A 14,397-nucleotide genomic window follows, 5' to 3' on the forward strand; every position below is an offset into this window, starting at 1 on the left:
TCTTTACTCCACCCATCGGCCCCCGCCGATCCCCTCAGGAGAAATCAGATGAGCATCATGCGGACAGCTCTACCCTTGATTCTGCTAACCGGAGTACTGACAGGTTGCGCAGGTTTGCAAAAAACCGATTGGCCCACCTGCGCCGCCCTCGGCGGTGTGACCGGTGCGGCGATCGGCGCCACCGAAAGCTCGGCCTATGCAGGCGCCGGTGCGTTGTTGATCGGCGGCATGGCAGGCGCCTATTGCTGGGTGCATGGTGATGGCGACGAAGACGGCGATGGCGTGCCGGACAGCCGCGACAAGTGCCCAGGCACACCGAAAGGCGTGCCGGTGGATGCCAACGGCTGCCCACCGGTGCCGGTCGCGGTGGTCGAGGAAGTGGTGGTGGTCAAGGAAGAAACCATCGTGATTCGTGATGTGCACTTCGAGTTCGACTCGGCCAAGTTGACGGCGGCGGATAAAACCAAGCTCGACACCATCGCCACCCGCCTGAAACAAGAAGCGCCAACCGCCCAACTGCGGGTCAGCGGCCACACCGACAGCGTCGGCAAAGACGCCTACAACCAGAAACTCTCGGAAAAACGTGCGCACTCGGTCACCGAATACCTCATCGGTTCCGGCATTCCGCGCAGCAGTTTTGTCTCGGTCACGGGCGCTGGCGAAAGCCATCCGGTCGCCGACAACAAAACCGCAGAAGGCCGCGCCTTGAACCGCCGCGTGGAAATCCAGATCAACCGCTGACAGCCCTTGCCCCTGTGGGATCCACAGGGGCATTGCTGGCGACTTTTATTGAAACCACCGACTTCCCAACTTTTTTGAACCTTCACTGGCAAATCGCCGGTAGAAGTCGTTACTGTGCGTCCAAAGAAAAACTAGAAACAACTTTGAATCACACTCAAGGGGAGCTCCAAGATGCGTAAGGTTTTACTGTTGGCCCTGTTGGTCAGCCCCATTGCCCTGGCCCAGAGCGTCAGTGTTGAAACCAACTCGCTGATGCGCCTGCCCAGCAGCACCAGCGTGTTGCAACTGGAGCGCCTGGACGTGGCGGACTACGGCACCTTGCTGATTCCGGCCAGCATCGGCCAGGTCACGGTGGATGAGCTGCACCTGGGCCGCGAAGCGCGCATCACCATCGTCCCCGGCAATACCGCGCTGCAATTGCAGGTGCGCCATGCGCAACTGGACCATGGCAGCCAGATCACCTCACGCGGCGCTCCCGGCACCCATGAAAAACCGGCCAAGGCCGGGCGTGACCTGACCTTGCGCATCAATTCGCTGGTGGCCGACGAGCTGTCGGTGGACGCCCGTGGAGGCGCCGGGGCCAAAGGTTATGCCGGCCTGGACGGCGCCAACGGCGCAGACCCGGGTTGCACGTGGGGTTCGGCAGGGCGTGGCGCCAATGGCGATAACGGTGGCGACGGCTTGGCCGGCGGCGCGGGTGCGCTGGTGCGGGTCGAGTTGCCGAAGGACTACCCGGCGGAGCAGATCAAGGTCTGGGTTGAAGGTGGTGCGGGTGGTTTGGCTGGCACAGCCGGTAAACCGGGCAAGGGTGGACAGTCCAAGGGTTGCCTGGTGTATCAGGCCGATGGCGGCGAGAAGGGCCGCCCGGGGCTGGAAGGGCAGCCGGGGCCGGTTGGGCCTGCGGGGTCGGTGACAATCCAGCGGCTGTGAGTCGTTTGGGCTGACGTCTTCGCGAGCAAGCCCGCTCCCACATTCGACCGCATTCCAAAGGTGGAAATCGGTCGAATGTGGGAGCGGGCTTGCTCGCGAAGAGGCCCTAAAGAACAGCCTTAAAACATCGGCCTCGCCGAAGCCACCGCCACCACCACCAACCCAACAATCAGATTGATCCCCACCAACCGTCGAATCTGCCCCAGCACCGCCGCACCAGTCGGCCAATCCTGCGCCGCCACCGCTGCGCGCAACTCCGGGAACTTCAACGCCTGGATACGGATAAACAACGCCGTCATCACCAGATACAACCCCATCATCACCTGCACATAACGCGGCGCGGTCTCAAACCCGCTGAAGCGCAGTTGCAGCAGACCAATGCCGCTGATCGGCAAAATCGCCACCGCGACCCATACCCACACGAAAAAACGTTGAAACACATTCGCCCACAGCGTCAGCCGGGCAGGGCCCTCAAGTGCCGCCACAGCGGCGGGGCGCAGGATCATCCAGGCGAAAAACATGCCGCCGACCCAGATCAGGGCGGCCAATACATGCAGGGTGTAAGCGAGGCTAAACGCGGTCATTGAGGTACTCCGTTCTGCGCGGGATTAATTAGCGGGGTATGATAGCGGCCGATCCGAACCACTGAAAATTTATCCAGCGTTTTTTGCGCCCGACTATCCATGATCAGCACTGAACTCAAAACCACGATCCAGGGCGCCTATTCGCGTTTTCTCGAAGCCAAGAGCTTGAAACCGCGCTACGGCCAACGCCTGATGATCGCCGAAGTGGCGAAGGTCCTCGGCGATATCGACACCGACGACGAAGGTCGGCGCAGTGGCGACCCTGCGGTCGTGGCCGTCGAAGCCGGCACCGGTACCGGTAAAACCGTGGCCTACAGCCTGGCGGCGATCCCTACGGCCAAGGCCGCTGGCAAGCGCCTGGTGATCGCCACCGCCACCGTCGCCCTGCAAGAGCAGATCGTCTACAAAGACCTGCCCGACCTGATGCGCAACAGCGGCCTGAATTTCACCTTCGCCCTGGCCAAGGGCCGTGGCCGCTACCTGTGCCTGTCCAAGCTCGACGTGCTGTTGCAGGAAGGCCACGCGCAAACCGCCACGGCTTCGCTGTTCGAAGAAGAAGGCTTCAAGATCGAGGTGGATGAGGTCAGCCAGAAGCTGTTTACCAGCATGATCGAGAAGCTGGCCGGCAATAAATGGGACGGCGACCGCGACAGCTGGCCCAATGCCCTGGAAGATTCCGACTGGGCGCGCCTGACCACCGATCACAGCCAGTGCACCAACCGTCACTGCCCCAACTTCGGCCAGTGCGCCTTCTACAAGGCCCGCGAAGGTATGGGCAAGGTCGATGTGATCGTCACCAACCACGACATGGTGCTGGCCGACCTCGCCCTGGGTGGCGGTGCCGTGCTGCCGGACCCGCGTGACACGCTGTATGTGTTCGACGAAGGCCACCACCTGCCCGACAAGGCCATCGGCCACTTCGCCCACTACACACGCTTGCGCTCCACCGCTGACTGGCTGGAAACCACCGCGAAGAACCTCACCAAGTTGCTGGCCCAGCACCCGCTGCCCGGCGACTTGGGTAAGTTGATCGAGCAAGTGCCGGAGCTGGCGCGGGAGATCAAGACCCAGCAGCAGTTCATGTTCAGCGCCTGCGAACAGGTCGCCGACTTTAAACCGGGCGAAGACGTGGAAGGCCGCGAGCGGCCGCGTCACCGTTTTGTTGGCGGCATGATCCCCGAGCACATGCGCGAAATGGGTATCGAGTTGAAGAAGGGCTTTTCGCGCCTGACCGACCTGTTTACCCGTCTCACGGATCTGCTCAAGGAAGGCATGGACGGCGAGGTCAACATCGGCATCGCCAGCAACCAGGCCGAAGAATGGTACCCGCTGTTCGGCAGCCTGCTGTCCCGTGCCCAAGGCAACTGGGAGTTGTGGACCGCCTTCACCGTCGAAGACCCGGAAGACAACCCGCCGATGGCGCGCTGGCTGACCCTGTCGGAAAGTGGCGCGCTGTTTGATATCGAGGTCAACGCAAGCCCCATCCTTGCCGCCGAAATGCTGCGACGCAACCTGTGGAACGTCGCCTACGGCTGCCTGGTGACCTCCGCCACGCTGACCGCCCTGGGCACGTTCGACCGCTTCCGCATGCGCGCCGGCCTGCCAAAAAAGGCCGTCACTGCCGTGGTGCCAAGCCCGTTCCATCATGCCGACGCCGGCGTGCTGCGGGTGCCGGACCTCAAGGCCGACCCACGGGACGCGGCAGCGCACACTGCCGCGATCATCCGTGACTTGCCGGAGCTGGTCGAAGGTTCGCGTGGCACCCTGGTGTTGTTCTCATCACGCAAACAGATGCAGGACGTGTTCGACGGCCTCGACCGCGACTGGCGCAAGCAGGTGTTTATCCAGGGCAACCTGTCCAAGCAGGAAACCCTGAACAAGCACAAGGCGCGGGTGGATGGCGGTGATTCCAGCGTACTGTTCGGCCTCGCGAGTTTCGCCGAAGGCGTGGACTTGCCCGGCGCCTACTGCGAACACGTGGTGATCGCGAAGATCCCGTTCTCGGTGCCGGATGATCCGGTCGAGGCGGCACTGGCCGAGTGGATCGAAGCGCGTGGTGGCAACCCGTTCATGGAAATCTCGGTGCCGGACGCTTCGTTGAAGCTGGTCCAGGCCTGCGGTCGCTTGCTGCGCACCGAAGAAGACCGGGGCACCATCACCTTGCTCGACCGCCGCCTGGTCACCCAGCGCTATGGCAAAGCTATCCTTAATGCTCTGCCGCCGTTCCGGCGCGAAATTTCTTAAGCCACCGTGGGCGGTTTCGCCCACTTCGTGGTCTATCTCACTGTATTTCATCAGGCCATTCACCGGCCGTCTGGGAGAACCTTGTCTGTATGATTCGCACGCTGCCCGCTCTATTTGCCCTACTGTTCGCCGCGCCTTTGCTGGCCGCGCCTGCCGGGCAACAGACCCTGTTCAATTTCGTCCGGCCGGCCGATGTGGTCAAGGTGGCGACCCAGGACGCCAGCCTGCCGCAATACAACGCCGAACAAACCCCGGAAGGCGAAGTGTTGCGCCGCATCACCTTCAACCCGGCCGCCGAGCCGAGCCTGGTGCTCAGCCCGCAGACCGGCACCTGGGACTGGTCGCAGTCCAGCGCCATGAGCCTGCGCATCCAAAGTGCCATGGACTGGGCGCTGACCCTCTACGTCACGGTGCAGAGCGCCGACGGCAAGACCTTGCGCAGTCGCATCGACCTGCCGGCCGGTCCGGCCCAGACGTTGCTGGTGCCGCTGCAAGCCAACTCGCCGCTGAGCCAGGGCATGAAGGCCGGCCCGCCGATGCCGATTACCGTGGACGGCCAACGCGTCTTGCTGGCCGGCAGCTTTGGCGAGATCGACCGTAGCCAGGTGGTATCGGTGACCTTGTCGATGCAAAAGCCCAACGCCGCGCAGAGCATCCTGCTGGAACGCTTTGGTGTGCAGGACAGCGAGCCGGTGATCAAGGCCGCCTACAGCGAACTGGTGGACGCCTACGGTCAATCCACCCGTGCGCGCTGGCCGGAAAAGGTCAGCAGCGATGAGCAACTCAAGGCCGCGGCGGCCAAGGAACAGCAGCAGCTGCAAGGTTGGCTGGCCACGCGGGATAAATCCGCGCTGGACAAGTTTGGTGGCTGGAACAAGGGCCCGGCGTTCGACGCCAGCGGGTTTTTCCGCACCGAGAAGCGTGACGGCCGCTGGTACCTGGTGACGCCAGAAGGCCATCCGTTCTACTCCCTGGGCGTGAATACCGTGGCGGCGGATAACAGCCAGACCTACGTTTCCGGCCGTGAATGGATGTTTGCGGCGCTGCCCAAAGCTGGCGAGCCGTTTGATAACTACTACGGCAGCGGCGATAACCGCACCGGCAACGGCGCCGGCGAAGGGCGCAGCTTTGGCGCCGGACGTTGGTACGATTTCTACGGCGCCAACCTGCAACGCACCTACGGTGGCGAGGGTTTTGACCAGAAACGTTGGGCCAGCCATACCCTCGACCGCCTGCAGGCCTGGGGTTTCAACACCTTGGGCAACTGGAGCGACGAAGACCTGGCCCGCGCCGACCGCGTGCCATACACCTTGCCGCTGTCGATTGTCGGCGACTACGCCAGCATCAGCACCGGCACCGACTGGTGGGGCGGCATGCCCGATCCGTTTGACCCGCGTTTCGCCATGGCCACCGAACGCGCCGTGGCCATCGCCGCCCGTGATCACCGCGATGACCCGTGGTTGATCGGCTTCTTTGCCGACAACGAACTGGCCTGGGCCGGCCCCGGCGATGATGCGAAGTCCCGCTACGCCCTGGCCTACGGCACCTTGCGCATGACCACTGACGTGCCGGCCAAGCGCGCGTTCCTCAAGCAATTGCGCGACAAGTACCGCAACGAGGAAGGCCTGTCGAAAGCCTGGGGCATCCATTTGGCGGGCTGGGAGCTGATGGAAGACCCTGGTTTTGAGCCACCGATGCCGAATGCCGAGCACCCGGAAATCGAGGCCGACTTCAAGTATTTCCAGAAGACCTTTGCCGACGCCTACTTCAAGACCATCTCTGACTCGCTGAAATGGCACGCGCCCAACCAGTTGCTGCTGGGTGGCCGTTACGCGGTGAGCACCCCGGAAGCGGTGGCCGCCTGCGCGCAGTATTGCGATGTGCTGAGTTTCAACATGTACACGCTCAAACCCCAGGACGGTTATGACTTCGCGGCCTTGCGTGCGCTGGACAAGCCGGTGCTGATCACCGAATTCAACTTTGGCTCCGCGGATCGTGGCCCGTTCTGGGGCGGCGTGACGCAAGTGGCGAGGGAAGAAGAGCGCGGCACGGCGTACGCCAACTTCCTCAAGCAGGCCATGGCCGAGCCGTCGATTGTCGGTGTGCATTGGTTCCAGTACCTGGACCAGCCGGTGACCGGCCGTTTGCTGGACGCGGAGAACGGACACTTTGGCTTGGTCGGCATCACCGATGTGCCGTTCCAGGGTTTTGTCGAGAATGTGCGCAAGAGCAACCTGGCGGCCGTCGATCAACTGGGCAAGGAGGCGGAAAAAGCCAAGGCGGCCAGCGCGGTCCGTGAACATCAAAGTGGTAATGGCGCAAGCGCCGGCAAAGGCGCCGGGCATGCGGGCGGGCACGCGGGAAATGGTCACTGATTCAGCGTTGACGGGTTCACAAAGCCTGCAATGACTGGAACAATGTCGGCCACTTTTTACGGCGTTTTCCGAGGGGGCTTAGGTGCAGATTCAGGGTCATTACGAGCTCCAGTTCGAAGCGGTACGTGAAGCCTTCGCCGCCTTGTTCGATGACCCCCAGGAGCGTGGCGCCGGGCTCTGTATCCAGGTCGGCGGCGAAACCGTGGTTGACCTGTGGGCCGGCACCGCCGACAAGGACGGTGCCGAGGCCTGGCACAGCGACACCATCGTCAACCTGTTCTCCTGCACCAAGACCTTTACCGCTGTCACCGCCCTGCAACTGGTGGCCGAGGGCAAGTTGAAACTGGACGCCCCCGTGGCCGATTACTGGCCGGAGTTTGCGGCGGCGGGCAAAGAGGCCATCACCCTGCGCCAGTTGCTCTGCCATCAGGCGGGCTTGCCGGCGATTCGCCAGATGCTGCCCACCGAAGCCCTGTACGACTGGCAATTGATGGTCGACACCCTGGCGGCCGAGGCTCCGTGGTGGACGCCAGGCCAGGGCCATGGCTACGAGGCGATCACCTATGGCTGGTTGGTCGGCGAGTTGCTGCGGCGTGCCGACGGGCGCGGTCCGGGGGAGTCCATCGTGGCGCGGGTTGCGCGGCCATTGGGGTTGGACTTCCATGTCGGCCTGGCGGATGACGAGTTTTATCGTGTTGCCCATATAGCGCGCAGCAAAGGCAACATGGGCGATGAAGCCGCGCAACGCTTATTGCAAGTAATGATGCGCGAGCCGAATGCGATGACAACGCGGGCATTTGCCAATCCACCGTCTATTCTGACCAGCACTAATAAACCTGAATGGCGACGCATGCAGCAACCCGCCGCAAATGGTCACGGTAATGCGCGCAGCCTGGCGGGTTTTTATAGTGGTTTGCTGGACGGTAGTTTGCTCGAAAGCGACATGCTTGAAGAATTGACCCGCGAACACAGTATCGGGCCGGATAAAACATTGCTGACACAAACCCGTTTCGGCTTGGGTTGCATGTTGGATCAGTCACAACTGCCCAATGCCACCTTCGGCCTTGGCCCGCGTGCTTTCGGGCATCCGGGCGCGGGCGGTTCGGTGGGGTTTGCCGACCCTGAGCATGATGTTGCGTTTGGTTTCGTGACTAATACATTGGGGCCTTATGTACTTATGGACCCGCGTGCACAGAAGTTGGTCAGAATATTGGCCGGTTGTCTGTAAACCCCTTGCTGTTTCACGTTTTTTTGTTACAAAGGCAACTATAAGAAGAGGCTGACGGAAAAGTTGTAACTTTATTCTTGTCCTGGCGTCTGTTTAACGGGTCATCCAGACCCCTGGCATTTTTCTCATTTTGTGGATATCTCATGTTATCGAACAAGTCCTTGGCACTGGCGCTTTGCCTCACTATTACTGGCTGCGCACAAACTCCACAAAATGATGCCGATGGCGGACATTGGTGGTCATTTGGGTCATTTGGGTCTGATAAAACCGCCGCCAAGGACGCCGCGACTCAGGTTGCCGCCAAGCCGGATGCCAAAGCCGCCGCCGATGCCAAGGCTGCTGACCTGAAAGCCGACCTCAAGGCTGCCACTCCAGCCCCAGCCACCACGCCAGCCGTGGCCAAGACCGACAGCGAAACTCACTGGTGGTGGCCGTTCGAAAGCAAGCCAAAACCCTTGGCCAAAGTCGATGTGACCAACATCCCGATGCCAGACCCAAAAATCACCCAGGCCTGGCTGGACGACTATGAGCCGCGCCTGCGCGCTGCCATCAAGGACAGCAACCTGCAACTGGAACGCCGTGACAACGTACTCGTCGTGATCGCCCCGGTAGACGGCTCCTACAACCCGAAACGCCCGGCGATGCTGCTGCCGGTCACCCTGGGCCCGTTCACCCGTGTGGCCAAGGCCGTTGAAGCCGACCCGAAGACCGCCGTTTTGGTCCTGGGCCACGTCGATGCCACCGGCACCGCGCCAGCGAGCCAGGCCTTGAGCAAGGAGCGTGCGCAGTCGATCGCCTCGATCTTCAGCCTCAGCGGCTTGAAGCAGGATCGCCTGATGCTGCGTGGCATGGGCGACCTTATGCCACGTGCTGCCAACGACAGCACCCAGGGCCGTGCGCTGAACCGTCGCATGGAAATTATGTTCACTCAGCGTACAACTATGTTGGCCTTGCTGAGCAAGTACAACTCGGGCAAGACCCCGCCCGTGGCTGAAATGGTGGCCGTGCAGGACGTTCCTGCGCCAGCACCTGCTGCCAAAGCCCCGGCGAAAAAAGCGCCTGCCGCCAAAAAAGCCGCTGCCAAGCCAGCTGCCAAAAAAGCCCCGGCCAAGCCTGCTGCGAAGAAAGCGGCTCCGGCCAAGGCCAAGGCTGCTGCACCGGCTAACGACCAGGCAAAAAACTGACCTGTTGAAGTAGAAGGATAAAGCCGCATGACCCAGGCACTGGCCGATATGCGCCGTGACTACACCCGGGACGGTTTGAGCGAGGCCCAGGCCCCGGGCGAGCCGTTTGCGTTGTTCCACCAGTGGTTTGCTGACGCGGTGAAAACCGAACAGCCGCCGGTAGAAGCCAACGCCATGACCCTGGCCACAGTTGACCAGGACGGGCGCCCGCACTGTCGCATCCTGCTGCTCAAGGGCCTGGATGCACAGGGCTTTACCTTCTTCACCAACTATCAGAGCGCCAAGGGCGAACAGCTTGCCGCGCGACCGTTTGCGGCCATGACGTTCTTCTGGCCGACCCTGGAACGCCAGGTGCGGATCGAGGGGCGGGTGGTCAAGGTGTCGCCTGAGGAGTCGGATGCTTATTACCAGGTCCGCCCGTTGGGCAGTCGTCTGGGCGCTTGGGCTTCACCGCAGAGCAAGGTCATTCGTGACCGTGAAGAACTGCACGATTTGCTCAAGGCTACCGAGCAGCGTTTCAGCGATATCCAACCCGACTGCCCCGAGCACTGGGGTGGTTATCGCCTGCTGCCTGAGCGCATCGAGTTCTGGCAAGGCCGCGCCAGCCGCCTGCATGATCGCTTGAACTACCGCCTGCAAGGTGCCGACTGGACCCGCGAACGCCTGGCACCCTGAGCAGCGCCTTTCGTCATCCCGCCTGAATGTTTCCCGCTGCGCCGACGTCTCTATGGCAGAGACTTCGGCCGTATGCGGCTGTGCGGCTACAATGATGAAACAGTCGTGACATCACTTGGCACAAACGCTTGGCTACCGTTGGTCGAGTTTTGTGGTGCCGGCAGTCTGTACTCAGGCTGAATGAAAGCTATTTTCTGCGGTGCTTGCCGTGACAGGCGCCAAGCCGCAGCGTCTAATGACCACCTGTCCTTTGGAGTTGATGCTATGCGTAAGTCCGTTTTACTAGTTGCCTGCTTCACCACCCTGTCACTTCTGCTGGGTGGCTGTGCTTCGAGTCTGACCGGCGACTCGTACTCCCGTGACGAAGCGCGTCGTGTACAGAGCGTTCGCATGGGCACCATCGAATCCCTGCGCCCGGTGAAAATCGAAGGCACCAAGACCCCAATCGGCGGCGCTGCTGGCGCAGTCATCGGCGGCGTTGGCGGCAGCGCCATCGGCGGCGGCCGTGGCAGCATCGTGACGGCAGTGATCGGCGCAGTCGCCGGTGGCCTGCTGGGCTCGGCCACCGAAGAAGGCCTGACCCGCACCCAAGGCGTGGAAATCACCGTACGTGAAGACGACGGCAGCATGCGTGCCTACGTGCAGGCCGTGCAGGAGAATGAAATCTTCCGCATCGGTGACCGTGTGCGCATCATGACTGTTGATGGGACTAGCCGGGTTACTCGCTAAGCGTTAGCCGCAGAAACGAAAAAACCCCAACCGGGTGACCGGTTGGGGTTTTTTGTTGCAAGCCCAGTTTGCGGCTGGAGTTGCCTGTTCACAGGAAACAATGACCTGACGTGGATACTACTGTCGCTCCAGGCGCGGAGCAAGAAAAGACGATGAGCGGCGGTCGATATTCCTGGCTTTTATTTGGTGTTGTTTTGCAAATACTGGCAACAGAATTTAACGGAACCAGCTGGCCATCTTAGTGCCGCTCGACACACCTTTGCTCGAAGGCCGAGTTAGTATCGCCCTCGTTCTGCGTTCGTTGTTATGTGAGCTGGTCGGGTACGCGGGCGAATTTGGACCGGTCGCCACGGGCTTGCAATCCGTGCCGGATTAATGCGGCTGGACCATCAACCCGGCCGCCTCACAGGAAACAATGACCTGTATCCGAAGGCCCACATGTTCCGGTAAGTGCGCTGGAGGTAAGGCCCAACTCACGGAGGGCCGAGTATGTCTAAGTTTGCACGACGTACGTGGAGCCTCGTAGTGAACTGCCTGCGTGCTTATCACGTCTGGAAGTTTCTGCGGGACAGCTTCGATGACCGCTAAGGTCTGAGAAGTGGAGCCGTCTCGGTTTAGGCCGAGGCGGCTTTTTGGTTTTAGTCACGTGAACATTTCTATGTCGTCCATTGCGTCGTTCACTGCAGCCGACAGAGAAGGGGATCTTCGTCTTGCTTGCTCAAACGCGGGAGCGATTTTTTTCATGTCTACCTCTCCGAATCGACGTGCAATGTGACCAATAGCGACAATAGCTGCAGCGGCAATGTCACCTTCATTGTGTTCGATGAACTGGAGGCAGGTTTCCTGTGCCCAGGCGCCGTCCATTTCATCGAGCCCAATTGAAATCAGAGCTTCTGTTACTTTGCTCACATCCGAAGTGGCTAGATATTGAACTGCCTCATCATGAGTCAATGATGGATCGTGGTATCGCATAGTCATTGGGTCTCTCCCAGGATTTTTCCCTTGCGGTTGGTTTTTCCAGCTCTGATCAACGCGTTTTTCATTTCTTGTCGTAATCCACTCCAAGGTCTTACGTGGGCGTGATACGAACCGTCTGCGGTACGATCTATGACCACGAACTCCTTGGTATGTGGGTCGATTGCTATACGCCGACGTGAATTTGGTGGGTTGACCTCTATCGACTCATTAAGCGAATCAAGTCCGTTTTCAGGTCTTTTACTTTTAACCGAATTCCCCTTCTTGCTGTGATAAGGCGCGTCTTCGTACTTCCAGCTGACCACGATATAGAGCGGTCTAACGCCCGAGCCCACCGGGAACACCAGGATGAAATCTTTGTAATCCGGCGGATATATTGGGTCGACGATAATTGCTGCGGCCTTCTCGTTGGCCGGGTACACCCAAATATGCGGTGTCGAAGGCGCTGCTTCCAATGCCGGGATGCCGAGGGTGTCGCCGGGGGCGGCGGCAGGTGTCCAGATCAGTTCAATCCCGTCACCCAGGTCGGCGATGTACTGCACTCCTTGCAGCTGAAACTGCACCACATCGACCATTTCCCAATCGCGATTCTTGCCTGTGTAGAAGGCATATCCCTTGAGTGTCCCGTCCTCCCGTTGCTCGACATGCAAGCGGACGCGCGTGCGCGCTCTTGCCATAGAGCGCAGTTGCTCTTCGCTGTAGATCGCGCTGTCGCCCAGGCTGGAGGGCCAGATCAAGCCCACCAGGCCTGCCAGGAAGGCGGCCCCGACAGTGCTGGCCCCGGCAGCGGCGACTGATCCGCTAACAGTGCTGGCCAACGCCAGCGTTCCCAGCCCCGCAGGCAGAGCGCTGCCACTGATCTTCTTGAGTGGCAGCACGCCTGATTCGTCAGGCTCGCGACCACCCAGCAACGCGAACTCGCCATAGTCGTTAAGGTTATCGAGAGGGACATAACCGGTGGGGTCGTGATAATCGATGATGCTGTCCGGCAGGTTGCAGGACTTGGCAAACACGCAGCCCACTAAGGGCTCTGGTGCGGGGGGCGGATCAACCTGGCGGTTGTTCTCGTACGCTTGCTGGCGGTCCAGCATGGCCTGGTAGTCTTTTTGCCAAGTTGCACGGGCCTTCAGTTCGGCCTCGTTCATGGGCTCAAGCATGCGGTAACCACCGGTGCCGGTGCCGTAAGACCGCCAGACTTGGACTGTATCCTTGTTGTTTGCCATCGTGCCCTCCTGGCTTGCCGCATAACGAGGTCTGACGTTATGGCAAGCTGGGGAGGGGGGATGTAGGTCTTATCTGAGGAGGGTGGGGAACAGGACGATTGTGGCGAGGGAGCTTGCTCCCGCTGGAGTGCGAAGCGCTCCCAAGGCTTTTGGGGCCGCTTCGCAGCCCAGCGGGAGCAAGCTCCCTCGCCACATTGATCTTAGTGGGACGCTTTCTTGCGACTCGCCATCGCCGTCACCGCATACCCGATACACGCCGCCAGGATCGACCCGGTCAGAATCCCCATCCGATCCTCCCCGGCAAACTCACTGGCGCCTGGCACAAACGCCAGGGAACCGACAAACAGGCTCATGGTAAAGCCGATCCCGCACAGGATCGCCACGCCAAACACCTGGCCCCAGTTGGCGCCCTCGGGCAATGCGGCCAGGCCGGTCTTGATCGCCAGCCAAGTGAGGCCGAACACGCCGACGGTCTTGCCGATCAGCAGGCCGGCGGCAATGCCCATCGGCACGTGGTGGGTAAAGCTTTCCAGGCTGACGCCGGTCAGGGAGACGCCGGCGTTGGCGAACGCAAACAGCGGCAGGATGCCATAGGCCACCCACGGGTGCAGGGCGTGTTCCAGGGTCATCAGGGGCGAAGGTTCGGCGTTCTTGGTGCGCATCGGGATGCAGAACGCCAATGTCACGCCGGCCAGGGTGGCATGTACGCCGCTTTTCAGCACGCAGACCCACAGGATCAACCCGATGATCAGGTACGGTCCGAGCTTGATCACGCCCAGGCGATTCATCGCGATCAAGGCAACCAGGCAAGCACCCGCGCCCGCCAGTGCGGCGCCCGAGAGGTCGGCCGAATAGAACACGGCGATCACGATGATTGCGCCCAGGTCGTCAATGATCGCCAGGGTCATCAGGAACAGCTTCAGCGACACCGGCACGCGCTTGCCCAGCAGGGCCAGGACGCCAAGGGCGAAGGCAATGTCCGTGGCCATGGGGATCGCCCAGCCGGAGAGTGCGGCGGGATAGTCCTTGTTGATCGCCCAGTAGATCAGCGCGGGGACGACCATGCCGCCAATCGCCGCGGCACCGGGCAGTACCACTTGCGAGGGCTTGGACAGGTGCCCATCGATCAGCTCGCGCTTGACCTCCAGGCCGATCAGCAGGAAGAACAGTGCCATCAGGCCATCGTTGATCCACAGCAGCGCGGGCTTGGCGATTTTCAGGGCACCGATCTGTGCCACCACCGGCACGTCGAGAAAGGCGCTGTAGAGGTGCGACAACGGCGAATTGTTGATGATCAGCGCCAGCGCGGCAGCGGCGATCAGCAACAGGCCGCTGGCGGCTTCCAGCTGGAAGAAACGGGTGAAAGTGCTACGCAGAGGCAAGGGATGCTCTCCAATCCAGGTTCAATAGGGGGTTACCCTAACCCGTACCGTTAGTTGTTAAAACAAAAGTTATATTCTTATTTGTTATAAGCGATGGTCCGGTATGGCGGTGCGCCAAAGCCTAGCA

Annotated in this window: 12 protein-coding genes; 8 read left to right on the forward strand and 4 right to left on the reverse strand. The window is 61.0% G+C overall.

The genetic code is table 11. The annotated features are described in order from the left end of the window. Positions 1-48: 48 nt before the first annotated feature. Positions 49-741 (forward strand): PA1041 family peptidoglycan-binding anchor lipoprotein, encoded by a 693-nt coding sequence (locus ACZRMO_RS03230; RefSeq protein WP_124525994.1) that lies wholly within the window; start codon positions 49-51, stop codon positions 739-741. 171 nt (positions 742-912) lie between these two features. After that, on the forward strand, positions 913-1,671 hold the full coding sequence (locus tag ACZRMO_RS03235) for a collagen-like protein (protein ID WP_463971875.1): 759 nt from the start codon (positions 913-915) through the stop codon (positions 1,669-1,671). A gap of 119 nt (positions 1,672-1,790) precedes the next feature. Here the strand turns inward: ACZRMO_RS03235 and ACZRMO_RS03240 are convergent, their stop codons facing one another. After that, on the reverse strand, positions 1,791-2,255 hold the full coding sequence (locus ACZRMO_RS03240) for a CopD family protein (protein ID WP_257782064.1): 465 nt from the start codon (positions 2,253-2,255) through the stop codon (positions 1,791-1,793). A gap of 99 nt (positions 2,256-2,354) precedes the next feature. Between ACZRMO_RS03240 and dinG the strand changes: the two genes are divergently transcribed. The 6 genes from dinG (at position 2,355) to ACZRMO_RS03270 (ending at position 10,690) form a co-directional block, all read left to right on the forward strand. Continuing rightward, on the forward strand, positions 2,355-4,499 hold the full coding sequence (gene dinG, locus ACZRMO_RS03245) for an ATP-dependent DNA helicase DinG (RefSeq protein ID WP_124525991.1): 2,145 nt from the start codon (positions 2,355-2,357) through the stop codon (positions 4,497-4,499). A gap of 89 nt (positions 4,500-4,588) precedes the next feature. Continuing rightward, a complete protein-coding gene (locus tag ACZRMO_RS03250; protein WP_463971876.1) occupies positions 4,589-6,874 on the forward strand; it encodes a beta-galactosidase in 2,286 nt (761 codons plus the stop codon). An 82-nt stretch (positions 6,875-6,956) separates the two neighbouring features. Continuing rightward, the gene (locus ACZRMO_RS03255) at positions 6,957-8,102 is read left to right on the forward strand and encodes a serine hydrolase domain-containing protein (protein ID WP_463971877.1); all 1,146 of its coding nucleotides are present in this window, start codon (positions 6,957-6,959) and stop codon (positions 8,100-8,102) included. Positions 8,103-8,245: 143 nt separating this feature from the next. Then, the gene (locus tag ACZRMO_RS03260) at positions 8,246-9,286 is read left to right on the forward strand and encodes an OmpA family protein (RefSeq protein ID WP_124525988.1); all 1,041 of its coding nucleotides are present in this window, start codon (positions 8,246-8,248) and stop codon (positions 9,284-9,286) included. Between the two features lie 27 nt (positions 9,287-9,313). Further along, entirely contained in the window at positions 9,314-9,961 is a 648-nt protein-coding gene (pdxH, locus tag ACZRMO_RS03265; RefSeq protein WP_463971878.1) for a pyridoxamine 5'-phosphate oxidase, read from the forward strand. 264 nt (positions 9,962-10,225) lie between these two features. Further along, entirely contained in the window at positions 10,226-10,690 is a 465-nt protein-coding gene (locus ACZRMO_RS03270; protein ID WP_026136695.1) for an outer membrane lipoprotein, read from the forward strand. Between the two features lie 642 nt (positions 10,691-11,332). Here the strand turns inward: ACZRMO_RS03270 and ACZRMO_RS03275 are convergent. The 3 genes from ACZRMO_RS03275 to nhaA all read right to left on the reverse strand — a co-directional run bounded on the left by ACZRMO_RS03275 (position 11,333) and on the right by nhaA (position 14,270). Then, a complete protein-coding gene (locus tag ACZRMO_RS03275; protein WP_463971879.1) occupies positions 11,333-11,668 on the reverse strand; it encodes a hypothetical protein in 336 nt (111 codons plus the stop codon). Further along, on the reverse strand, positions 11,665-12,888 hold the full coding sequence (locus tag ACZRMO_RS03280) for an S-type pyocin domain-containing protein (protein ID WP_463971880.1): 1,224 nt from the start codon (positions 12,886-12,888) through the stop codon (positions 11,665-11,667). The genes ACZRMO_RS03275 and ACZRMO_RS03280 overlap by 4 nt, the downstream gene beginning before the upstream one ends. Before the next feature lie 200 nt (positions 12,889-13,088). Further along, complete coding sequence (gene nhaA / locus ACZRMO_RS03285; protein ID WP_463971881.1) at positions 13,089-14,270, reverse strand: Na+/H+ antiporter NhaA; 1,182 nt, start codon at positions 14,268-14,270, stop codon at positions 13,089-13,091. Between the last annotated feature and the right edge of the window lie 127 nt (positions 14,271-14,397).

Source organism: Pseudomonas sp. B611 (genome assembly GCF_055407965.1).

Excerpts from the sequence above, each read along its gene's own strand:
- ACZRMO_RS03275 (WP_463971879.1), bottom strand. The coding sequence starts at position 11,668 with ATGACTATGCGATACCACGATCCATCATTGACTCATGATGAGGCAGTT.
- ACZRMO_RS03270 (WP_026136695.1), top strand. The coding sequence starts at position 10,226 with ATGCGTAAGTCCGTTTTACTAGTTGCCTGCTTCACCACCCTGTCACTT.
- ACZRMO_RS03230 (WP_124525994.1), top strand. The coding sequence starts at position 49 with ATGAGCATCATGCGGACAGCTCTACCCTTGATTCTGCTAACCGGAGTA.
- ACZRMO_RS03240 (WP_257782064.1), bottom strand. The coding sequence starts at position 2,255 with ATGACCGCGTTTAGCCTCGCTTACACCCTGCATGTATTGGCCGCCCTG.
- ACZRMO_RS03260 (WP_124525988.1), top strand. The coding sequence starts at position 8,246 with ATGTTATCGAACAAGTCCTTGGCACTGGCGCTTTGCCTCACTATTACT.
- dinG (WP_124525991.1), top strand. The coding sequence starts at position 2,355 with ATGATCAGCACTGAACTCAAAACCACGATCCAGGGCGCCTATTCGCGT.
- ACZRMO_RS03250 (WP_463971876.1), top strand. The coding sequence starts at position 4,589 with ATGATTCGCACGCTGCCCGCTCTATTTGCCCTACTGTTCGCCGCGCCT.
- ACZRMO_RS03235 (WP_463971875.1), top strand. The coding sequence starts at position 913 with ATGCGTAAGGTTTTACTGTTGGCCCTGTTGGTCAGCCCCATTGCCCTG.
- pdxH (WP_463971878.1), top strand. The coding sequence starts at position 9,314 with ATGACCCAGGCACTGGCCGATATGCGCCGTGACTACACCCGGGACGGT.
- ACZRMO_RS03280 (WP_463971880.1), bottom strand. The coding sequence starts at position 12,888 with ATGGCAAACAACAAGGATACAGTCCAAGTCTGGCGGTCTTACGGCACC.